General features: G+C 63.7%; 18 protein-coding genes. 2 read left to right on the top strand and 16 right to left on the bottom strand.

Going from position 1 to position 21,722, the window contains the following annotated elements; genetic code table 11:
- Positions 1–36: 36 nt before the first annotated feature.
- Positions 37–1,026 carry a DUF6263 family protein gene (locus tag JQ46_RS06825; RefSeq protein WP_237744762.1) on the top strand — a complete coding sequence of 330 codons (990 nt, stop codon included), beginning with the start codon at positions 37–39 and terminating at the stop codon, positions 1,024–1,026.
- A gap of 29 nt (positions 1,027–1,055) precedes the next feature.
- Here the strand turns inward: JQ46_RS06825 and JQ46_RS06820 are convergent, their stop codons facing one another.
- Positions 1,056–1,604, bottom strand: coding sequence for a hypothetical protein (locus tag JQ46_RS06820; protein ID WP_034986546.1), 549 nt, complete (start codon positions 1,602–1,604; stop codon positions 1,056–1,058).
- 238 nt (positions 1,605–1,842) lie between these two features.
- Between JQ46_RS06820 and JQ46_RS06815 the strand changes: the two genes are divergently transcribed.
- A complete protein-coding gene (locus JQ46_RS06815; protein ID WP_034986544.1) occupies positions 1,843–2,832 on the top strand; it encodes an asparaginase in 990 nt (329 codons plus the stop codon).
- Between the two features lie 14 nt (positions 2,833–2,846).
- On the opposite strand, the gene JQ46_RS06810 is transcribed toward JQ46_RS06815, so the two are convergent.
- From JQ46_RS06810 to mraY, 15 genes are all read right to left on the bottom strand, one after another.
- The gene (locus JQ46_RS06810; protein WP_034986542.1) at positions 2,847–4,193 is read right to left on the bottom strand and encodes a DNA polymerase IV; all 1,347 of its coding nucleotides are present in this window, start codon (positions 4,191–4,193) and stop codon (positions 2,847–2,849) included.
- 25 nt (positions 4,194–4,218) lie between these two features.
- Positions 4,219–7,488 (bottom strand): isoleucine--tRNA ligase, encoded by a 3,270-nt coding sequence (gene ileS, locus JQ46_RS06805; protein ID WP_034986540.1) that lies wholly within the window; start codon positions 7,486–7,488, stop codon positions 4,219–4,221.
- A gap of 346 nt (positions 7,489–7,834) precedes the next feature.
- A complete protein-coding gene (locus JQ46_RS11345; protein WP_034986538.1) occupies positions 7,835–7,993 on the bottom strand; it encodes a hypothetical protein in 159 nt (52 codons plus the stop codon).
- 57 nt (positions 7,994–8,050) lie between these two features.
- Entirely contained in the window at positions 8,051–9,199 is a 1,149-nt protein-coding gene (locus JQ46_RS06795; RefSeq protein WP_034986536.1) for a DivIVA domain-containing protein, read from the bottom strand.
- 633 nt (positions 9,200–9,832) lie between these two features.
- Positions 9,833–10,123, bottom strand: a complete 291-nt coding sequence (locus JQ46_RS06790; protein WP_034986534.1) for a YggT family protein — start codon at positions 10,121–10,123, stop codon at positions 9,833–9,835.
- A 66-nt stretch (positions 10,124–10,189) separates the two neighbouring features.
- Positions 10,190–10,783: a cell division protein SepF gene (gene sepF / locus JQ46_RS06785; RefSeq protein ID WP_034986531.1), complete on the bottom strand. Its 594-nt coding sequence runs from the start codon at positions 10,781–10,783 to the stop codon at positions 10,190–10,192.
- A gap of 66 nt (positions 10,784–10,849) precedes the next feature.
- Positions 10,850–11,605, bottom strand: a complete 756-nt coding sequence (locus JQ46_RS06780; RefSeq protein WP_034986659.1) for a YggS family pyridoxal phosphate-dependent enzyme — start codon at positions 11,603–11,605, stop codon at positions 10,850–10,852.
- Complete coding sequence (gene pgeF / locus JQ46_RS06775; protein WP_034986529.1) at positions 11,602–12,381, bottom strand: peptidoglycan editing factor PgeF; 780 nt, start codon at positions 12,379–12,381, stop codon at positions 11,602–11,604. The genes JQ46_RS06780 and pgeF overlap by 4 nt, the downstream gene beginning before the upstream one ends.
- Before the next feature lie 63 nt (positions 12,382–12,444).
- Entirely contained in the window at positions 12,445–13,785 is a 1,341-nt protein-coding gene (ftsZ, locus tag JQ46_RS06770) for a cell division protein FtsZ (protein WP_034986527.1), read from the bottom strand.
- 165 nt (positions 13,786–13,950) lie between these two features.
- Positions 13,951–14,652, bottom strand: a complete 702-nt coding sequence (locus JQ46_RS06765) for a cell division protein FtsQ/DivIB (protein WP_034986525.1) — start codon at positions 14,650–14,652, stop codon at positions 13,951–13,953.
- Positions 14,649–16,157: a UDP-N-acetylmuramate--L-alanine ligase gene (gene murC, locus JQ46_RS06760; protein ID WP_034986523.1), complete on the bottom strand. Its 1,509-nt coding sequence runs from the start codon at positions 16,155–16,157 to the stop codon at positions 14,649–14,651. The genes JQ46_RS06765 and murC overlap by 4 nt, the downstream gene beginning before the upstream one ends.
- Positions 16,158–16,216: 59 nt before the next feature.
- Entirely contained in the window at positions 16,217–17,329 is a 1,113-nt protein-coding gene (murG, locus tag JQ46_RS06755) for an undecaprenyldiphospho-muramoylpentapeptide beta-N-acetylglucosaminyltransferase (protein ID WP_034986521.1), read from the bottom strand.
- Between the two features lie 5 nt (positions 17,330–17,334).
- Complete coding sequence (gene ftsW / locus JQ46_RS06750) at positions 17,335–19,002, bottom strand: putative lipid II flippase FtsW (protein WP_034986519.1); 1,668 nt, start codon at positions 19,000–19,002, stop codon at positions 17,335–17,337.
- A gap of 7 nt (positions 19,003–19,009) precedes the next feature.
- Complete coding sequence (gene murD / locus JQ46_RS06745) at positions 19,010–20,554, bottom strand: UDP-N-acetylmuramoyl-L-alanine--D-glutamate ligase (protein WP_051876278.1); 1,545 nt, start codon at positions 20,552–20,554, stop codon at positions 19,010–19,012.
- A gap of 60 nt (positions 20,555–20,614) precedes the next feature.
- Positions 20,615–21,715 carry a phospho-N-acetylmuramoyl-pentapeptide-transferase gene (mraY, locus tag JQ46_RS06740; RefSeq protein WP_034986517.1) on the bottom strand — a complete coding sequence of 367 codons (1,101 nt, stop codon included), beginning with the start codon at positions 21,713–21,715 and terminating at the stop codon, positions 20,615–20,617.
- Positions 21,716–21,722 lie beyond the last annotated feature (7 nt).

Below are 21,722 nucleotides of genomic sequence, written 5' to 3'. Positions count from 1 at the left end.
ATTCAGTCTAATGTCCGCCTGTTACGCTGTGAACTTGTGGGTATTTCTAGCAAGTCCGCGCTGGCTGTTTGCAGCGCCATAGGCCTGGCCTTCACGACCGTCGCATGCTCTGACTCCGAGCAGCCGCAAGCTAAGCCGGCAGATGTTGCCGTGCCGGGCGTCAAGGTGGAGCTCGTCAGCCGCGGGGCTTCTCCCCAGGAGCCGATCGCCTGGTTCTCGCAGGAGGGCAGCCAGGAGGTCACGTACCACGCCACCCAAGGGTTCGCTCAGCACACTGTTGGTGCTGCTGGTGATTCAAAGGCTGACTCAAAGGCTAAGGATGACGCCACCGCGTCGGCCACCGATGCCTCAGAGACGGCGAAGGAAGATGAGCAGCCGGATGTTGACGAGCTGGACTATGACGAGGTCACCATGAACCTGCCCTTGTCCGCCGAGGTCACTACCGACGGTAAGGGGCGCCAGACCAATGTGACCGTGGGCGAGCCAACCGGCACCAACGACGAGCGGAACGAGGATATCGCCACGGCCAAGGGCTTCAAGATGACCACTGAACAGGAAGTCGACGGGCGCGCGACCTCCCGCAATTACACCGCCCCCGATGAAGCCAGCGCCACCGCCCGCGCCAGCGTGGAATCCGCGCTGAATCAGATGAACGACTTCCCCCTGATCTTCCCCACCGAGCCCGTGGGAGTGGGCGCGAAGTGGACGGTTTCCAACCGCGTGGACGGCGACATTTCGATGACCCAGAAGATCACCTATTCGCTACTGGAGCGCGAGGGGCAGACGGTCTCGCTCAAGGTGGAGGTATCTCGCAGCCCGGCAGTGGCTACGTTGGCGCAAACCGATCTGAAGGTGCTGGACGTCAAAACCGAATCCAGCGGACAGATCGCGCTGGACCTAAACAAGGTGCTGCCCACTCGGGGCCACATCAACGTGGAGACGAAGGTCACCTACGGGCAGGATGATTCCCCGGTCCGCGTGGTGCAAACCTCCACGTCGAAGTCAAAGTGGACCCCTGAAAAGTAATCCCCCCAAAGAACAGTGACCTAAACGACCTAGAGGTCCTTGCACATCGGCGGCACCTGATCCGGCAGGACGTTTTCCACCAAGGTGCAGGCCCAGCCCTGATCCAGCTTCCACTTGCCGTCCTCGCTGACGAACTCCACGTCGCTGACCACGTGCGGCTCCTGGTCGGGCACGGCCAGGTTCACGGTTGCGTTAACGTTGCCGGGCGTCAGGCTGGGCAGTACGGGGTCGACGACTTCGAGGGTCGCTCCGGACTCGGTGCGGGACTTCGTCAGCGCGTCAAAAAGCTCCGGGGCCTGGTCGCCGTTCACGACCGTGTCCACCTTTTCCTCGGTCGGAACTTCCGGGTCTACGGCGCGGTTCAGCACACCCGACAGCTCCTCCGCCGTCGGGGTCTGGTCTTCGGCTGCCTCGGAAGATTCAGCGGCGGTGGTGGCAGAGGAAGAGGAGGAATTGTCGGAAGAATCGTCGTCGTTGCCGCAGGCAGAAAGGGTCAGCCCGGCAGCCAGGACGGCGGAGACAGCCGTTGCGCGAGTAAAGATCTTGGTGCTGCGAGAGTGGCGCTGGGTGGAACGCACGAGAATGCTCCTTCGATGGTTGGACAATGTAATGCTAATGATCGTGTGCAATTAGCCGAGTAAGAAAACAGTGCTCGGTGGCACACTGCCGTAGACAGCTGTGCACATGGAATACACATCCCAAAATTTTTGGGGAACCAGTTTCCGACTATACAAGCCATGCTGTTGCAGATGTTATTCGTGTGACTTGCGCCCGTGAGCGCGTGGTCCTGTCCGGGCCGTCACGTACATTGGTCACATGACTTCCACCCCCTCGCGGAATTGCCAGCAAATCCCTGTCCTCGGCACCGGCGGCACCATCAGCTGCACCCACTCCCCCGAAGGCGACCTTGTACCAACCTTGACCTGCTCGGACATCGTCAAGCAGGCTCGCATTCCACAGGGGCTCGAGCCCCTTCCGCACGACATCATGAGCATCGATTCCAGCTCCATCACGCTGCCCCAAATCGACGAGCTCGTCGGCCACATTGCTAGCTTCTGCTCCACCACCCCGGCGGGCGTCGTGGTGCTGCACGGAACGGACACAATGGAAGAGTCCGCCCTCGCCGCCGCGTGCGCCCTGGAGCTGCCGTGCCCTGTTGTGTTTACGGGCGCCCAGCGCCCGGGTGATGACGCCGCACCGGACGGCCCGACCAACCTTTCCCGCGCGTTCGCCGCGCTTGCATCGGGGGAGCTTTCTGCGGGGGTTCACCTAGTCTTCGGCGATGCCATCCTGCCCGCCCGCGGGGCTTACAAGGCCCACACCACCGCCGAAACGGCCTTCCGCAATGCACTGATTGACTCCGGGAAACACGACGGTGAGTCCCCGAACACGGATGGCACTGCCTTTCCTCCACTACAGGTAGCGGGGCTATCCGTGCCCATCGTCAGCACCTTTGCAGGCGATGACGGGCAACTCATTCGGACGCTGCGAGAGCAGGACAAGCGGGAGCAGGGCACAAAGGTTGGTGCCAAGGTAGGTGCCGTAGACGGCCTGGTGCTGGCTGCCATGGGCTCCGGCAACATTCCCACGGCTGTCGCCGAGGAATTGAAAGCCTGGCGCGCGGAGCGTAATGCCGAGCTGCCGGTCGTAGTGTGCAGCCGGGTACCAACCGGCGGGGTTTCCTTCGTCTACGGAGGTACGGGCGGCGGCGCCCAGCTGGCTCGCGCCGGTTTCCGCAGCGGCGGGGCGTTGCGCCCCAGCCAGGCGCGCATCGAGTTGCTCTACGAACTCGCCCGCGCTCGCTAGTCCCCTCTCAGTTTCTAGTCCTCCGCCAGCCCGTCGAGGTCCCAGGCCAGGCTGTCCAGCGGGTCGGCGGGGCTTAGGTCTTCATCGTCAACGCGGAAGGTGCGGGTTTTCCCCGGGCCAGTCGCAGCGGTCTCGAAACGCACGCTAACCACCCCGTTGCCGGCACCCTGCACCCACCCGTGCCCGAACTCCACATGCGATACATCCTGGGTGGCATGCCACACGGGGCGGGCCGTGGTGGCGTCATCAACCAAAGAACTAAACCCCGCATCGGTTTCGGTGGCAGCGGCGATGGGCACCGGCGGACCATCGAGTTCCGGGAACAACAGCTCCTGGCGATCGGCCACCAGCCCGGACACGCTCACCCCGACCAGGCGAAAAGCGCCGGCTTCCTCCGGTCGCGGCATCAGCCGCTGGGCGAGGGCGAAGATCTTGTCGAAGTCTTCCGTCGGCGCGGGCAGCCCGGCGGACTTCGTGTGCAGCTGAAAGTCGGTGGTGCGCGTCTTGACGGTCACGGTGCGGGCGGCGCGGCCGTCCTTCAGCAGGCGACGGTGCATGGCCAGCGCGGTCTCGTGCAACACGCGCATGGCCTCAGCGGTGGTGCGCGCGTCCACCTGCAAAGTCTTTTCCGCGCTGACCTGTTTGGCGGGCGCGCGGGGAGCGACGGGTCGCGGGTCGTCGCCGGCGGCCATGCGCTGCACCTCCACCCCAACCGAGCCCAGCGCGCCGCGCACATCCGTGGTGTCGGCGGCAACGAACTGTCCGATTGTGTCGATCCCCATGGTGTGGAGCTTGCCTTGAGCGACCTTGCCGATCCCCCACACGTCGCCTACGGGCCGGTCGGCGAAGACCTCCATGCGCGCCTCGGGCGGCACGACGAACACCCCGTGGGGCTTTGCCAGGTCGCTGGCCATCTTCGCGTCCAGCTTGGTGGCGGCCATGCCGACGGAAGCGGGCAGGCCGGTCTCCTCTTCTACCCTGGCCTGCAGGTTCTCTGCCCAGGCGCGGGCTTCCTCGGCGCTATCCAACCCCTGCGGCTCGGCGAAGCCCTCGTCCACGGATAGCTGCTCCACCACGCCCGCGTGGGCGCGGATGACCTGGAAGATGCGGCGGGAGGCGGCCGCGTACACCTCCTTGCGCGGTTTAACCACCACGGCGCGGTTGTTGCACAGGCGCACGGCCTGCCCCATCGGCATCGCCGAGCGCGCACCGAAAGCCCGGGCCTCGTAGGAAGCTCCGGCGACCACCCCACGGCCGCCCAGGCCGCCAACCAGCACCGGTCTATCGCGCAAGGTCGGCCGGGTGAGCTGCTCGACGGAGGCGAAAAACGCATCCATGTCGATGTGAGCCACCCAGCGCATGTGCGTACCCTGCGGGTCTTTTTCTTTAGGACGCCACCGCGATGTCAGCCGAGCAGCCGTCGGCGACGTCGTGGCTGAGCTGCTCGCCGACGACAACCTTTACGTCCGTGGCCAGCACTTCCTTGGCGATCGCGTCCGCGTGGGTGCGCGCCCACTCTTCCTTGTCCGCAGGCACGGAAAGGGTCAGGTGGATCCGGTCGGTGATCTGCAGGTCAGCGGCCTTGCGGGCTTCCTGCAGGCCGCGCACGCGGTCGGCGGCCCAGCCCTCGGCCTCCAGCTCCGGGGTGGTCTGGGTGTCCAGCACCACCAGGCCGTCCTGGCCGGATACCTCTGCCGTGTGCTCCGGCTCAGCGGCCACGAGCTTGCGGGTGAACTCGCCATCCTGCAGCTCAATGCCGTCGGCGGTGACCACACCGGCGTCATCGACCGTGTAGTTGCCGGACTTCACGGCCTTGATGACGCGCTGGACGTCCTTGCCCAGGCGCGGGCCAGCCACGCGAGCGTTGACCACGACCTCGAAGCCGCCGACCTGGGCGACGTCCTCAGTCAGCTCGACCTGCTTGACGTTCACCTCGTCGGCGATGATCTTCGTGAATTCCTCCAGCGCGCTGGCGTTCGGCAGCGCGACGGTCAGCTTCGGCAACGGCAGGCGGTTGCGCAGCTTGTGGGCCTTGCGCAGGGAGCTCGTCGCGGAACTTACGGCCCGCACGGCATCCATGGCGGCGACCAGCTCCGCGTCGGCGGGCAGATTCTCGGCCTTCGGGAAGTCCGCCAGGTGCACGGAGCGCTCGCCGGTTAGGCCGCGCCAGATCACCTCGGTGGTCATCGGCAGCAGCGGCGCTGCCGCACGGCACAGGGTCTCCAGCACGGTGTACAGGGTGTTGAAGGCCTCGGGGTGGACGGCGTCGCCCGCCCAGAAGCGGTCGCGGGAACGGCGGACGTACCAGTTGGTCAGTGCGTCGCAGAACCAGCGGATCTCGTCGCAGGCGGTGGCGATGTCCGTGTTGTTCAGCGCATCGGTTACGCCCTGCACAGTGTCGCGCAGCTTAGCCAGGATGTAGCGGTCCAGCACGTTAGTGGAGGACGTATCGTACTGCGCCGGCTGGGAGGCGTAGAGGCGCAAGAAGGAGTAGGCGTTCCACATGGGCAGCATCGCCTGGCGCACGCCCTCGCGGATGCCCTGCTCGGTGACGATCAGGTTGCCGCCGCGCAGGATCGGCGAGCTCATCAGGAACCAGCGCATGGCGTCGGAACCGTCGCGGTCGAAGACCTCGTTGACGTTCGGGTAGTTGCCCTTGGACTTACTCATCTTCAGCCCGTCATCGCCCAGCACGATGCCGTGGGCGACGACCTTCTTGAAGGCCGGACGGTCGAACAGCGCGGTGGACAGAACGTGCATGGTGTAGAACCAGCCACGGGTCTGGCCGGAGTACTCCACGATGAAGTCCGCCGGGGAGTGAGTATCGAACCACTCCTTGTTCTCGAACGGGTAGTGCTTCTGCGCAAACGGCATAGAGCCAGACTCGAACCAGCAGTCCAGCACCTCCGGCACGCGGCGCATGGTGGACTTGCCCGTCGGGTCGTCCGGGTTCGGGCGGGTCAGCTCGTCAATGTCGGGGCGGTGCAGGGAGGCCGGCTTGCGGCCGAAGTCGCGCTCCAGCTCCTCCAGGGAGCCGTAGACATCCATGCGCGGGTACTCCTCGGAGTCAGAGACCCACACCGGGATCGGCGCGCCCCAGTAGCGGTTGCGCGAGATGTTCCAATCGCGGGCGCCTTCCAGCCACTTGCCGAACTGCCCGTCGCGGATGTGGGAGGGCATCCACTCGATCTGCTCGTGGTTTAGCTCCACCATGCGGTCGCGGAACTTCGTCACGGCGACGAACCAGGACGGCAGAGCCATGTAGATCAGCGGCTCGCCGGAGCGCCAGGAGTGCGGGTAGGAGTGCTCGATCGTCTGGTGGCGCAGCACGCGACCTGCGGCCTTCAGATCCTTGATGATTGCCTTGTTCGCGTCGAAGACCAGCTGACCCTGGTAGTCGGGCGCCAGGGAGGTGAACTTGCCGTCCATGTCCACCGGGATCTCCAGGTCGATGCCCGCAGCCTCACAGGTGAACATATCGTCCTCACCGAAAGCCGGCGCCTGGTGGACCACACCGGTACCGTCGGCGGTGGTGACGTAGTCGGCGCACAGCACGCGGAAGGCACCCGCCTTAAACTGGCTGTCCTCTCCGCCCTCGCGCCCCTCGCCGGCGCCGGTCTTCTCGCCCGCACGCTCGGCGAAGTACTTGAACAGCGGCTCGTAGGTCATGCCCTCCAGCTCAGCACCCGTGAAGGTGCCCAGAACCTCGGCCTTCTCCCCCAGCTCCTTGGCGTATGCACCGCGCAGGTCGTCGGCCAGCACCACGGTCTTTCCATGCATGCCCTCTGCGCCGTCGGCACCGATGGCGTCATCACCAATCCGCACCGCGGCGTAGGTCACCTCGGGGTGGACCGCCAGGGCGAGGTTCGCCGGCGTGGTCCACGGGGTGGTCGTCCAGCCGATAAACGCGGCATCGGCGAGCTCCGGGTGCTCAGCCAAGGTCTTCACAGAGGCAGTGCCCTCGGTCGCGCCGGTGACCGGGAAGGTCACCGTGATGGTCGGGTCCTGGCGCATCTTGTAGGAATCATCCAGGCGAGTTTCCTGGTTGGACAGCGGAGTGTGCTCAGCCCAGGAGTACGGCAGAACGCGGAAGCCCTGGTAGATCAGGCCCTTGTCATAAAGAGCCTTAAAGGCCCACATGACGGACTCCATGAAGCCCGGATCCATCGTCTTGTAGCCGTTGTCGAAGTCCACCCAGCGCGCCTGGCGGGTGACGTATTCCTTCCACTCGTCCGTGTAGCGCAGCACCGAGGTCGCGCAGTACTCGTTGAAGGAGCGCATGCCCATCTCTTCGATGCCGGCGCGATCCTTGATGCCCAGCTGCTTCTCCGCCTCCAGTTCGGCGGGCAGGCCGTGGCAGTCCCAGCCGAAGACGCGGGCAACCTTCTTGCCCTGCATGGTCTGGTAGCGCGGGACGATGTCCTTGACGTAGCCCGTCAGCAGGTGGCCGTAGTGCGGCAGGCCGTTGGCGAAGGGAGGGCCGTCGTAGAAGACATATTCCTCGTTGCCCTCGCGGGACGCGACGGATTCGTTGAAGGTGCCGTCCTTCTCCCAGTACTTCAGCACGTTCTCTTCGAGTGCGGGGAAGGCGGTCGAACCGCCATTGTACATATCGACGCGCGGGTAGGCGCCGCCTGCTGGGGTTGCTTCGCTCATGGTGTGGTACCTGCTTCTTCGCTCTTTTTATTGACGCCCACAGTTTCGCTGTCGGCGACGTTCTCGCTAAAAAACAGGGACGCATCGGCTAGAAAAGCCTTGCGCGGTACCACCCTGATTGGCGTGTTACGCCCTCTTCGTCTCTTACGGCGATGACGTGCCGCGACTCCGCCTGGGTCTAATAAGTGCCCGCCCCCAGCCTTCGTGTGTGGAGTGCGGACACCGTTCTTCCAGGAACGCTCCCCGGTGATGGCCGGATCAATGCGTACTTTTGAAGGATATTCAGTTACAGCCCCTACCCTACACTGCCGTGTGCGGGATCAGAGCCTTAGCCCTTAGCGAGCCTTTAGCGCTTGCGATGGCGGATCAGGTCGTAGACAAACAATGCCACGCCGATCAGGGCTACGGAAACGCAGATCCAGGCCCAGGTGGTGGATCCGACAGCGAGGCTAACGACAAGGGCCGCAAAGCCGAGAACCGCCAGGAGGATCGCTGCAACGAGCATCGTTACTGTTTCCTCCTGACGGTCGGTAGTGGGGCCGTTACTAAGGCGCTGGCGCTATTAGTTGTTTTCGCCCTCGACCTCGATGGAGCCGGCCGGAGCGGCGGTGCCGCGGCTGTTCAGCTCTTCCAGCTGAGACTCCAGGAAGGTCTTCAGGCGGGTACGGTACTCGCGCTCGTAGGTGCGCAGCTCCTCGATGCGTGCCTCGAGGGTGGTCTGCTGCTTCTTGACCGTGTTCATGATCTCGGTGTGCTTACGCTCTGCATCCTCCTGCAGGGCGTTTGCCTTCTCCTGTGCGGAGCGGATCTGTGCCTGGGACTGTGCAGTAGCGTCGGAGATCATGACCTCGGACTTCTGCTTTGCGTCTGCCAGCTGTGCGTTGGACTTCTCCTCCGCGTCTGCCAGCATCTTCTCGGAGCGGGTCTTCGCATCCGCCAGCTGAGCCTCGGAGCGCTTCTGTGCGTCCGCCAGGGTGTTCTTGGAGCTGCTGTCGGCATCGTCGATGGTCTTCTTCGCGGTGGCGCGAGCCTCTTCCAGCATGGTGTTGGACTCTGCCTTCGCATCACCGGTCAGGCGGTCAGCCATCTCCTGCGCCAGGGACAGCACGCGGGCTGCCTGCATGTGGGTCTCGGCGGTTGCGACGCCGGACTTGCCGTCGCCGGAAGCAGCCGGAGCGGCAGCGGCGGCGGAAGCCTGAGCCGGAGCCTGCTTCTTGGCATCCTCAGCAGCCTTCTCTGCCTTAGCGGCGCGATCCTCAGCGGCCTTCAGCTTGGCTTCGTAATCAGCCTTGACCTTCTTCTCGATCTCGGCGACGTTTGCCTGGGAAGCGGCCTGCGGCTGCGCCTTGGCCTGCTCTGCCTGAACCTCGGCGCGAGCGTCCTTGCGAGCCTGCTCCAGCTTCGCGGAGTACTCGGACTCGAACTGGCCACGCAGGTCGGACTCGATCTGGCGACGCAGTGCAGCCTCGTCAACCTGGGAAGCACCAGCAGCGCCTGCCACACCGGCGCCAGCAGCACCAGCGCCATTAGCGGAACCGGACTCCAGCTGCTCGACCTTCAGCTTGAGGTCGGAGTTTTCGTCCTGCAGTTCCGCAAGAGTGTCCTCCACGAGATCCAGGAACTGGTCGACCTCGTCCTCGTTGTAACCACGCTTGCCGATCGGCGGCTTGCTAAAAGCTACGTTGTGCACATCAGCCGGAGTGAGTGGCATAGGTTGTCCCTTTCCCTTTCGGATTGCCTCAAAGTGCTAGAAGGCGTTCGCAACAGTAATGAACTATTGATGGTTTATGAAACAGCTACAAAGCATACCAGCATAAGCTGGTTCAGTCTCAACTTTAGATCGAGATTAACCGCGTAGCGCGGCATAACACCGTATAGCTCAGCCTCAACAGTAATTTACTGCAGCCTCATTAACACCACAGACAGAACATCACCCCCTAGTTTCACCCCCATACAAAAGTTTCTTCACCTATTTAGCGTGAACACGTAACGCTAGAAACGCGCCGACGATGTAACAGGTGAAGGAAATGAGAAAACCGCCACCGGCCAAGACCCACATTCTCGACCGGCAGCGGTTTCCGTCACTACACACGACATCTCCGCAGCCTCACTCACTTACCGCGAAGATGTCTTCAATTCTAGCCCCATGAACGGATATTCACAACAGCTTGCTGAATATCCGTTTCATTCTTCTCCCCCCGGCATCCACCCCCTTAGTTTTATAACTTTAAGGATGCACTGATATTGGCCTCGCTAGTGAACTACTAGCGAGTTTTTAGACGAAAAATCTCCCAAAGAACTTTTCGCCCTATCGTCGCCGTACTGTCGCTGCACTTTCGCTGTTTTAGCGAACAAATGCCCCCAGGAGCATGGTCAGCAACTGCAGGCCAAAGAACAAAACAAGCACGGAGACATCCAGCCCCACGCCCCCGAGCTGAACCGGCGGAATCAACTTCCTAAGTGCCTTTACCGGGGGATCTGTAACCACAAACAGCGGCTCGGCCACAATGCTGAACCAGCGCTGCGGGCGCCAGTTACGGGAAAAGGACTGAATCATTTCGATAATGATGCGCAAGATCAGAATCAGAATGTAGAAGCGAATCAGCCACATCAACAGAAGCAGGATTTCGTTCACTTAAGCGCTCTCTATTGGTTAACGACCTTTATGAGTTAAAGACTTCTAAAACGGCTGGTGCGCTGGCTAGATGGTCTCCGCGATGGCATCCAACTGATCCTGTGCCAGGGTCACGCCCTTCGGCAGCAAGATGAAGTTACGTACGCCCTTCAGCTTCTTCAGCTGTGCATCCAGACCACGGCTCAAGCCAGCGGCGAAGTCCAGTACTCGCTTTGCCTCGCCCTTTTCCATTCCGCTGAGGGAGAATACGACAACCTCGCGAGCCTTGAGGTTCTCCACCAGCTCGCCGGCCTGGGTGTAGGAGCTTAGCGTGAAGGACACGAAGGCCGAAGGATCCTTCTCCTCCGCCGGTTCTTCCGCGTAGGAGGAGTAATGGCCGCCGCCGCGGGAAGAGTAACGATCCTCGCGGTCGCCCCGGTCTGCGCGGTCAGCAAAATCGGAACGGCCATAACGGCCGCCACGCTCAGCGCGGTCGCCAAAGTCACGCTCAGAACGGGAACGGTAGGAAGGCTCGTGGGCATCACGCTCAACACGGTCTGCACGATCAGCACGGTCACGCTCGCGGGAGCCGTAGCCGTCGCTGTAGTACTCCGTGTTGTAGGTTTCCACGGAATCAAAACCGAAGAACCGCTTGGTCTTGTCCATGAAGTTTTCTGACATTGTTCTGTAGGAACCTTCCGTTGCTTGAATCTCTTAGCTTGTTAAGGGCTTGTATAGCTATGTGGTTTAAAGTACTGGTCGCGCGCCCATTATATCCGTACCGACACGCACCAGCGTGGAGCCTTCCGCGATGGCAATCTCCAGGTCACCGCTCATTCCAGCGGAGTACACGGGAGCGCCCGTTACGCGGTCGCTAATACTCTCGACGAGCTGCCGCCCCCGGGCAAACACGGCCGCCGGTTCGGCGTCCAGCGGCGGTACCGTCATCAGCCCGCGCAGCTCCAGGTTTTCGGCCGCGGCCACGGCATCGGCCAGTTCGTCGATGTCCGCCTCCACTGCCCCGCCGCGCTGCGGATCGCCGTCGGCACTGAATTGCAGGAGCACCGGCAGGCGCTCGCTTCGATCGCCGCGCTCCAAAGCCAATCCCACGCCGCGATCCAGTGCATTCAGCAGCTTCAGCGAATCCACCGTATGCACGGCGGCTGCCCACCGTGCGACGGAGTTCGCCTTCTTCGTCTGTACCTGCCCCACCATGTGGAACTGCAGCCCTGTATCTGCCAACTGTGCGTGCTTATCGCGCGCTTCCTGTTCGCGGTTCTCGCCGACGGCGGTGACGCCCAGCTGTGCCAGCAGCTTCACGTCCTCAGCAGGGTGAAACTTGGTGATGGGCAGCAGATCCGCTCCCCCCGCCACCGCGATGCGGCGCCTTACGCGCGCCAGTTTCTCGGCAATTTCCTGCGCCCGGGGGCTAAGATTCGCCGAGCCGCCGGGAAGCTCATCGCGCACCTGGCTTTCGCTGTTTACGCTGTTCTGCTCCGTCATGGCATCCACACTACGCCCGCCTGGCGACCAGTCGTCCCCTCCCGGCGGTAGGAGAAGAAACGATCGGCGTGCTCTGGATCGATTGTGCAGCGTGGGTCTGCATCAATACTGCGCACTCCGAGGGACAGCAGTTGGCGGGTTAGACCAGCACGAATGTCCAACCCATGAGTGCCCTTGGCGGTGGTGGTTGCCGAGCCGGGCAGCTTGGACTCCACATCTGCGGCCATGGACTGCGGTACCTCGTAGTTCTCCCCGCTGGCGGCTGCGCCGAGCAGCGCGTGAATGTTGCTGGGCACAGCGCCGAGGTCTTCCATGCGGGCAATGGTGCGGCGGAGGATTCCGTTGCGGGCTCCCATTCGCCCAGCATGAACCGCGGCGATCACGCCCGCGTCCTCATCGGACAGCAAAACCGGAACGCAGTCAGCGGTGAGGACGATCAGTGCGGTGCCTCGCAGGGTGGTAATGAGGGCGTCAGTAGCCTCGATTACGGGGGACGCAGAGCGCACAGTAGAAGCAGCATTCCCAGCGGGCACAGGGGATGCGAGGTGATCGGCGGTGACCTCGGTGACATTCGGCGAGTGGATCTGCTCCATAAACACCAAGCGCCCCACGTCCAGCCCCAGCACGTCGGCCAGGCGCTGGCGGTTATGAGCCACTGCCGCCGGGTCATCGCCCACGTGATCGCCCAGGTTGAACGAGGCATAGGCTCCCGTGGAGATCCCGCCGTTGCGGTCGGTGAAGACCTTCCGCACCTTCGGGCTCTGGTCGTGGCTCAAAGCAAGCTCCTTAGTCTGGCATCTGGCTGCATCTGGCGGGGTGGTTACTGTGCGTCTGGCGGACTAGTTGAAGTCCGGCAGATCCAGATCGTCCTCTTCCTCAGTCAGATCCACGCCAGAGTTGCTGGAGTTCAGCGGCTGCTGCGGAGCGGAAGTGAACAGGCCGCCGCCCTGGTTAGTCTGCGGCTGCTCCTGCTGCGCGTGCTGCGGCACGGTGCCCCGACGCTGCGCGAAGCTGGACTGGGTGCCAGCCTGCTGTGCAGCCGGATCGGCCTGCGCGGGCCCTGCCTGCGGGATCTCCTGCCCCTGCACTGCGTACTGGGAGTTCTGGCCTGCCTGCGGGGCCTCCTGGCCGCCGAACAGGTTGGTCGGCTGTGCAGCGCCGGCGCCTGCGGCCGCGTCCGTGCTCTCCTGCGCGTGGTGCGCGCCGGAGCGCTGGTTGTTGGACGTCGCGGATGGGGAATCGTCGAAGCCGGTGGCGATGACGGTCACGCGGACTTCGTCGCCCAGCTGGTCGTCGATGATGGTACCGAAGATCAGGTTGACGTCTTCGTCGGCCTTTTCCTCCACCAGGTCCGCGGCCTGGGAAACCTCCAGCAGACCCAGGTCGGAGCCGCCGGCGAAGGAAAGCAGCACGCCCTTGGCGCCTTCCATGGTGCTCTCCAGCAGCGGGGAGTTGATGGCTGCCTGGGTGGCCTTGACGGCACGCTGATCGCCGCGCGCGGTGCCGATGCCCATGAGGGCAGAGCCCGCGTCGGTCATGACGGAGCGCACGTCGGCGAAGTCCACGTTGATCACACCCGGGGTGGTGATCAGCTTGGTGATGCCCTCGACACCGCTCAGCAGCACCTCATCAGCCTTGCGGAAGGCTTCCATCATGGACAGCTGCTCCTCGGACATCTTCAGCAGCGAGTCATTGGGGATAACGATCAGCGTGTCGCAGACCTCGCGCAGAGCCTCGATTCCCTCCATGGCCTGCTTGCTGCGGCGACGGCCTTCAAAGCCGAAGGGGCGGGTAACCACGCCGACGGTCAGAGCGTTCTGCTTCTTCGCGATGTTCGCCACGACCGGGGCTGCACCAGTACCGGTGCCGCCACCCTCACCTGCGGTGACGAACACCATATCGGCACCGGCCAGGATCTCTTCGATCTGGTCCTTGTGATCCTCGGCGGACTTGCGGCCGACGTCTGGGTTAGCGCCGGCGCCCAGGCCGCGGGTCTCCTCGCGGCCGATATCCAGCTTGATGTCCGCATCGGTCAGCATCAGGGCCTGTGCATCGGTGTTGATGGCGATGAACTCCACGCCCTGCAGCTGCTCGTCGATCATGCGGTTGACGGCGTTTACTCCGCCGCCGCCGACACCGACCACCTTGATCTCGGCGAGGTGGTTTCCAGGATTCGTCATGTGCGCTTTTCCGCCTTCCTAAAGAATTTTTCGTGCTTTGCGGTTTACCGGTTTGCTGTTGCGTCCATCTTCCTAGCCGTCAAGCATTTAGCGGTGCACATTTTTGGTGGCGTGTCGTATCCTTAAAGTTCAACTTAAAGCTTAAGCTGGGGTTTCTCCCCTGCTTCAGCCCTGCCTGACAGTGGGCATAGCGGGGTTCGAGACGTTCCAATTTCCCTCGCGCCCCAGGACAATTCGGGTCGCCTCGGCCTTCTCATCCGCCCTATCAGCGGAACCCCAATACACAGCCTGATTAGGGAAAAAGAGGCGAATACTATCCGCCGACTCGGCCTCGATCCCCTCCAGCTTCCCACGCAGATCATCCGAGAGCGCAGTCAGCGCCTTCGTCGCCGCGTCGATAGCCCGAGCGTCGTCCGCCTTGGTCTTCTTAAACTCGAAAGACCCTTCAGGCTTCACACCCGTCAAAAACACCTGCCCATTTTCGTCCACTACCTGTGGTGTGTCGCCATCCATGACGTAGCCAATGGCCTTGTGTTCGGTCACATCGACCGTCACCGTGGTGGGCCAGGAGCGCTTTACGGTCACCTTCTCCACCCACGGCACGGAGGATATTCCCTGGGCAGCTTCTGCCATGTTCAGGCGCAGCATGTTGTCGCCCGCGTTAATGGCGCTGGCCTCCCGGATCGCCTGCGGATCCGCATTCGTCGTGCCCTGCACATCGATCTGCGACACCTTCACGATGGGCGCCGCATACACAAGCACACCCAGCAGCACGACCAATGCTACGAGCCCCGCGACCAGCCACTGCAGGCGCTTACGCGGCGGGTTCTGGTTCTTTTTGCTTTTTGTTCTTGACGCCCTAGTCACCCGCGATCACCACGGTCCAGCTCCAGGAGAATCTCGTCCGCCAGCATCGTCACGGTGCCCGCGCCGATGGTCAGCACCATGTCGCCACGCTGCACCAGCCCGGCGACCACGCCGGCCACACGCGAAAAGTCGGGCTCGAACACGCACTCCGTGGAGGCATCGATCTTGTCGCCAATAATGCGCGAATCCACTCCTTCCACCGGCTCCTCGCGGGCGCCGAAGATATCCAGCAGCACCACCAGATCGGCCAGAGACAGGGCCTCGGCGAACTCGTCGGCGAAGTTGATCGTGCGGGAGTAAAGATGCGGCTGGAAGACGGCCACGATGCGCCCACCGCGGGCTTCCACCCGCTGCCGTGCGGCAGAGAGGACGGCCGCGACCTCGGTCGGGTGATGCGCGTAGTCGTCGTAGACTTCCACATCCTGGCGGGTGCCGTGATACTCGAAGCGGCGGCGTACGCCGTCGAAACCACCGATGCCCGCGATGATTTTCTCCACATCTGCGCCCAGCAGCGCGCTGCCCAGCACGGCCGCGGTGGCGTTCAGCACCATGTGAATGCCCGGGATGGCCACGCGCAGCGAATAGGTGCCTGCGCCCTTTCCACCGCCCTGCTGCACGGCTCCGTTCACGGCCTCAGTAAGCCGCAAGGCGGAAACGGTTCCCTCGGCGGTAACCTCTGTGCTTTCGATGATCGCTGCTGGGGGCACGGAAGAGTGGGCGTCACAAGCTTCGGCAGTGCCATAACCAACAACGCTAAACGGCAAGGGCTCGCCGGCCTCGGCACCGGCGATGAGCTTCTCGGCGAGTGCGGCCGAACCCGGATCATCCAGGCACGCGACCAGGAAGCCACCCGGCACAATGCGGTGGGCGAACTTCTCGAAGACCTCCCGGTAGGCCGCTTCGGTCTTGAAGTAATCCAGGTGGTCGGGCTCGATGTTTGTGACCACCGCGATTTCGGGCGAGTAGGACAGGAAGGAGCCATCGGACTCGTCGGCCTCGGCCACGAAAATCTCACCGGTGCCGTTGTGGGCATTCGTGCCCGCGCGGTTCAGCTGGCCGCCGATGGCAAAAGAGGGATCCTGCCCCGCCGCCTGCAGCGCGGCCACGGCCATCGACGTCGTAGAGGTCTTGCCGTGCGTACCCGCCAGCAAGAAAGCCCGGCGATCCTGCAGCAACAGCGCCAGAATGTCCGAGCGGCGGAGCACCGGAATGCCTGCCTCGCGGGCGCCGACGAGCTCCGGGTTATCCTGCGGAATCGCGGCGAAGGAGGTGACGACCACTGTGGGCATCTCCCCCAACAGGCGCAGGTTTTCTGCCGCGTGCCCGACCTGAATCTGTGCGCCGGCCGCGCGCAGCGCCATGATGCTGCGCGACTCCTTCATGTCCGACCCGCTGACCTGGTAGCCGCGGTCCAGAAGGATGCGGGCGATACCGGACATGCCGGCGCCGCCAATGCCCACCATGTGCACGCGGGAGAGGTCCGTGGTCTGAGGCTGCTCGCTCATCGTGGAAGAAGTTGCCTTTCTGGAAGGAGGGGGACAAAGAATTTGTTATGGGGCTAGGGCTACGCTTCGGCTGCTGCGATGATCTTTTCGGCGATCTTCTCGGCAGCGTCCCTGTGGCCTGCGGCCAGCGTTGCCAGGCTAGCGGCGTGCCAGCGGGTTTCGTCGCGCAGCAACGGGATGACTTCCTGGGAAACGCGGTGGCCGGTGAGCTCGGCATCCTTGATGATCACCCCGCCACCGGCGTGGGTGATCGGGCGGACATTGAGCTCCTGCTCGCCGTTACCGTGCGGCAGCGGCACGTAGATTCCCGGCAGGCCGACGGCGGAGACCTCGGCGACGGTCATTGCGCCCGAGCGGCACAAGATCGCATCCGCGGCGGCGAGAGCCAGGTCCATGCGCTCGATGTACGGGACGGCCACGTACGGGGGCTTGCCTTCCTTCACCGCTGTGGGCAACTCAATCTCGTTCTTCTTGCCGTACGCGTGCAGCACCCCAATGCCCGCGTCCTGCAGGGTCTTCGCCGCATCCACCACTGCGTTGTTGATGCTGCGTGCGCCCTGGGAACCACCGGTCACCAGCAGCAGCGGGGCCTCCGGATCCACGCCGAAGAACTCGCGGCCCTCCGCACGCAGGGCCTTGCGATCCATCTTCAGCACGGATTCACGCACGGGGATGCCCACAATCTCGGCATCCAGGCCGGAATCCTCGACCGCGGCCAGGCCGGTGCCGCCCAGCTTCACGCCCAGCTTGTTGGCCACGCCCGCGCGGGCATTGGCCTCGTGGACGAAGAAGGGAATCTTGAGGGAGCGTGCGGCCAGGTAGGCCGGGGCGGAAACGTAGCCGCCGAAGCCGATAACCACGTCGGCTTCCACCTCGCGCAGTACCCGCTTCGTCTCCTTCAGAGCCTTGCGCAGGCGCAGCGGCAGCGTGGCCAGGTCCTTGTTTACCTTGCGCGGCACCGGCACTGGCGGGATCAGCTCCAGGTCGAAACCGCGCGCCGGCACCAGGGTGGTCTCCAGGCCACGGGTAGTACCCAGCGCGGTGATGCGCGCGTCTGGGCGCTGCGCGCGAACTGCCTCTGCCACGGCCATGGCGGGTTCAATGTGCCCGGCCGTTCCGCCGCCGGCAACGACGACTGATAGCTTCCGGTCGGCTTCTGGCTTCGGGTTCACTTTGGCTAGCGCCTCCTGTGTCGGTTATCGATAGTTCTGCGAGTCTTGCGCGCCTTTGGCCGCCCCGCCGCGTCCGCGCTGTGGCGGCTACGCGGGATCGGTTTCGGTGTCGCGGTGGGCGGCAGGTCTTGCCTTCGCACTCCATCGTAGCCACGCAGACGCGACTCACCGCCGACGCGGCGGATGGACTGTTCCACCCGGTCGCGTTCGCGGCGGACGTCCTGGCTCCCCCGGCCAGCGCTCGCCCGCTGCCGGGTAACCGGCTCGCCGTAGCTATAGGCCGTCTCGCGGCGCTCATTTCGGCGCTGCTCGCCCGCCTTGTAGCCCTGCGGCTCCGGCAGCAGAAGGATGCGGTCGATGAGTGGACGCCCTTCGTGCTGCATGGAGGAGACCGTCTCCGGCTCGTTGCGGGCGCAGTTGCACAACAGCCCCATAGAAATGAGGGTGATGATCGCCGACGAACCACCGGCGGAGATCAGCGGCAGCTGGATACCCGTCACCGGCAGCAGGCCCACAACGTAGCCCATGTTGAAGAAAGCCTGCACGGAAATACCGATGGTCAGAGTTGCCGCCAGCAGCCGTAGGAAAGGATCCTTTTGCGCCAGGGCTGTGCGAATCCCGAACCAGGCCAGCATTCCAAACAGGAACACAACGAAGAGTGCACCAAGAAGCCCAAGTTCCTCGCCCACAATGGCAAAAATAAAATCATTCTTTGCTTCTGGCAGGTAGAACCACTTTGCTCGGGACTGTCCCAAACCGACGCCGAACATCCCACCGTCAGACAGAGACAAAATGCCCTGGTGGGAATGGTAGGCCGCACCTTGGGTCGTGGACTCGCTGAAGTTCAGCGTCAGGGCGTCCTTCCACGTCTTAATACGATCACCGCGGAAGCTCTGACGGGTGATCGCAAACACGCCCAGCACCGCGACTGCCCCCAGCACCCAGGTGATCACTCGACGGCTAACGCCGGCGAAGATAATGAGCGCGGCGACCACGATGCCCACAGAGAACATCATGCCGAGGTCCTTCTGTAACAGCACCAGCATCACGATCGCAGTGCTTACGGCCAAGAATGCACCGAGGCCGGTGTTAAGGCGCTGCGTGGCGCGTGCTCGGTAAGAAACGGTCGCTGCGCCCCACACCGCCAGCGCTAACTTCGCCACCTCAGAGGGCTGCACGCCAACGGGGCCAATACGGATCCACGAGTTCGAACCGACTTCTTCGCCACCGATACCAACGCCGGGGATCAGCACCGCTATCAGCATCGCAATCGCAATTACCAACAGCCACGGGGAATACTTGCGGATCGTCTCCGGGCGCATCCGTAGCGCCACCCACATAGCCACCAATCCGAGGAATACGACCACGGCCTGCTTAATAAACTCACCAAAGACGCTCGCGCCGCTGGCGTAGGAAGTCACCATCGACGACGACAGCACCATGACGAGCCCCAGGATGGTCAGGCACGCCGTGACGACCAACAGCACCTTGTAGTTTAGCTGCGGGGTGGCCAGCTGCGCGGTGAACTTGCGGTGCAGAGATGCCAGGCCGCGCTCGGCGCCAGATTCCTGGCTCGCGGACGTACGCTCCGGCTCGGGTCGCTTACCGTGCGGGCTGGTCTCCCCTGCGCCGGGGATGCGCCGGCGCTTCGAATTGGACGTCGGAGTGGACATCGCGCGCCTATCCCCTTTCCTGTGTTTCTTGAGTCTCTTGGGCCTTATGCGTCTCTTGCGCCTTTTGTTCGGCCGCATCGGCCCCAGCATATGCCACCGCATACTGGGCGAACAGGTCGCCACGCTGGCCCATACCGGTGTACATATCCAGCGACGCTGCCGCCGGGGCCAGCACCACGCTGTCGCCGGGTTGCGCCAACCCATGGGTGACCCGGGCGACGGCACGCATCGCTTCTTCTGGATCGGTGGCGTCAATAACAGTGACCGGCAGTTCGGGCAGCTGCCGCGACACCTCCGCGACGAGCTCCGCGCGATCCACGCCCAGTGCCACCACTGCCTTAAGGGCACCGCCGATCGCCCGGATCAGCCCGTCGACCGCGGCACCCTTCAGCTGCCCGCCGGCAACCCAGATCACGTTGCGCTGGCCCCGCAGCGCGGCCTCTGCGGCGTGCGGGTTGGTGGCCTTCGAATTATCGATCCAGGTAACGCCTCCGTGCTCCAGCACAACTTGCCCGCGGTGTGCCTGCACCTGAAAGCCAGCCAACGCGGCTTCGATGGCCGCTGGAGCCACGCCCAGCGCACGCGCCATCGCCGCACTCGCCGCGGCATCGGCAAGCCCCGCGGGTCCGGGAGGGCTAATCCCCTGCGCCGGAGCGAGGTCTGTGGTTTGGCTCGGGGCGCCGAGGACAACCTCGATCAGCCGCCCGTCGCGCACCCCGACTACTCGTTCTGTGTTTTGTGACGCCACCTTCTCAGGGTCGTGAATCGTGTACCCACGGCGCGCCGCGACCTGGCGGGCGCGTGCAGTAGCGACAACGTCTGAGTCGTCCAGAGCCAGGACAGACACCTCGGCAGTCAAGACGTGTGCCTTGTCTGCGCAATAGTTTTCGTAACTGCCGTGCCAATCCAGGTGGTCTTCGGCGAGGTTCAGAATGCAACCGACGGCGGGCTCGAACATGGGCGCCCAGTGCAGCTGGAAGCTGGACACCTCGGCGACGAATATATCGGAACGGGGCTCGCCACGGTGCTGGGCGGCCAGCGCGGCGGAAGGAGCGATGCCGATGTTGCCCACGGCCAGGGCAGCGCGCCCGTCGGCGATCAGCATGGAGGTTAGCATCGCCGTGGTAGTGGTCTTACCGTTCGTTCCCGTCACCGCCAGCCACGTACGGGGCTCGCCGAAGGCTCCAGCCTGGTCGGCTAGCCAGGCTGCGGCGATATCCCCAATCACGGGAATGCCCAGCTCAGCAGCGCGGGCCAGCAGCGGGGATTCGGGCTTCCAGCCCGGGGAGGTCACGACGAGTCGCGGCGCCAGGTCGTCGAGGGTCGCGATCGCCTCGGAAACACTTAGTAACCGCAGCTCTGTATTTCCATCGTCGGCAATGTGGCCAAGTGCCTGCGCATTGTCGTCTGCAACCAGGACCGACCGCGCGCCGAGGGCGCAGAGCATGGAGATCACACCCCGCCCGGCCACGCCCGCACCTGCGACCAGAACGGTCTGGGTGCGCATGGTTTCTAGGGCATCTACCGGTTGAAGTGCGTGTGTCGATTCCACGGCTGGGTCGTCCTTACATTGCTAGCGAATTGTGGGTTTGTGGGCCTGCCACCGGCAGGTCTAGAAGCTGGCGCCGTTGAGCCACTCCGCATAGAAGATGGCGAAGCCGGACATCGCCGCCAGCGAGGCGAGCAGCCAGAAGCGGATAACGACGGTGGTCTCCGCCCACCCCTTGTTCTCGAAGTGGTGGTGGATCGGTGCCATGCGGAACACGCGCTTGCCGGTGGCCTTGAAGGAGACCACCTGGATCACCACGGACGCGGCCTCGATGACGAAGATGATGCCGACCAAGATCATCAGCAGCTCGGTCTGAGTCGTCACAGACAGTCCGGCCACCAGGCCACCCAGAGCCAGCGAGCCGGTATCGCCCATGAAGATCTTCGCCGGGGCCGCGTTCCACCACAGGAAGCCCAGGCAGGCGCCCAGGCCAGCGGAGGCGAGCATCGACAGGTCCAACGGATCGCGCACCGTATAGCAGGCGGCTTCTGCGCTGACAGTGCAGGAGTTGCGGAACTGCCAGAAGGTGATCAGCACGTAGGTGCCCATCACCATCGCGGTCACGCCACTTGCCAGGCCATCCAGGCCGTCGGTCAGGTTCACTGCGTTGGACCAGGCGGAAATCACCAAGTAGATGAAGATCAAGAACAGAACCATGCCCACGATGGCCGGCCCGAGGGCGATGTCGAACGTCGCAATATCGCGGACGAACGACAGGTGCGTGGAGCCCGGGGTGAGTCCGTGCGCGTTCGGGAACTGCAGGATCAGCAGGCCAAAGACAATCGCGGTAACCAGCTGCCCGACGAGCTTCGCCTTCGCGTTCAGGCCCAGGTTCCGCCCCTTCACCAGCTTGATGTAGTCATCGGCGAAGCCCAGCCCGCCCAGGGCCAAGGTCAGCCCGAGCACCAGCCAGCCGCTTACGCCCGGCCCAGCGCCGGTGGTTACTAGCCCCACGAGCACGGCCACCAGGTAGCCGAACACGATGCCCGCCAGCACGGCGATGCCGCCCATGGTCGGGGTACCGCGCTTCTTGAAGTGCGACTTCGGCCCCTCCTCGCGGATCTCTTGCCCCAGTCCTTCGGCAGAGAACCAACGGATCAGCACCGGAGTCAGCAGTACGGACACAAGGAAAGCGACCGCACCTGCGATAAAGATTTGCAACATGGGATTG

The sequence above is a fragment of the Corynebacterium jeikeium genome, assembly GCF_000738175.1.
Lineage (GTDB): Bacteria > Actinomycetota > Actinomycetes > Mycobacteriales > Mycobacteriaceae > Corynebacterium > Corynebacterium jeikeium_C.
The sequence above is the reverse complement of the archived record's forward strand: the minus strand, read 5'-3'. Positions and strand labels throughout refer to the sequence as shown.

What these genes read in the sequence shown, in the direction of transcription:
- JQ46_RS06815 (WP_034986544.1), top strand. Translation starts at nt 1,843, where the DNA reads ATGACTTCCACCCCCTCGCGGAATTGCCAGCAAATCCCTGTCCTCGGC.
- JQ46_RS06810 (WP_034986542.1), bottom strand. Translation starts at nt 4,193, where the DNA reads ATGCGCTGGGTGGCTCACATCGACATGGATGCGTTTTTCGCCTCCGTC.
- ileS (WP_034986540.1), bottom strand. Translation starts at nt 7,488, where the DNA reads ATGAGCGAAGCAACCCCAGCAGGCGGCGCCTACCCGCGCGTCGATATG.
- JQ46_RS11345 (WP_034986538.1), bottom strand. Translation starts at nt 7,993, where the DNA reads ATGCTCGTTGCAGCGATCCTCCTGGCGGTTCTCGGCTTTGCGGCCCTT.
- JQ46_RS06795 (WP_034986536.1), bottom strand. Translation starts at nt 9,199, where the DNA reads ATGCCACTCACTCCGGCTGATGTGCACAACGTAGCTTTTAGCAAGCCG.
- sepF (WP_034986531.1), bottom strand. Translation starts at nt 10,783, where the DNA reads ATGTCAGAAAACTTCATGGACAAGACCAAGCGGTTCTTCGGTTTTGAT.
- JQ46_RS06780 (WP_034986659.1), bottom strand. Translation starts at nt 11,605, where the DNA reads ATGACGGAGCAGAACAGCGTAAACAGCGAAAGCCAGGTGCGCGATGAG.
- ftsZ (WP_034986527.1), bottom strand. Translation starts at nt 13,785, where the DNA reads ATGACGAATCCTGGAAACCACCTCGCCGAGATCAAGGTGGTCGGTGTC.
- murC (WP_034986523.1), bottom strand. Translation starts at nt 16,157, where the DNA reads ATGAGCGAGCAGCCTCAGACCACGGACCTCTCCCGCGTGCACATGGTG.
- ftsW (WP_034986519.1), bottom strand. Translation starts at nt 19,002, where the DNA reads ATGTCCACTCCGACGTCCAATTCGAAGCGCCGGCGCATCCCCGGCGCA.
- mraY (WP_034986517.1), bottom strand. Translation starts at nt 21,715, where the DNA reads ATGTTGCAAATCTTTATCGCAGGTGCGGTCGCTTTCCTTGTGTCCGTA.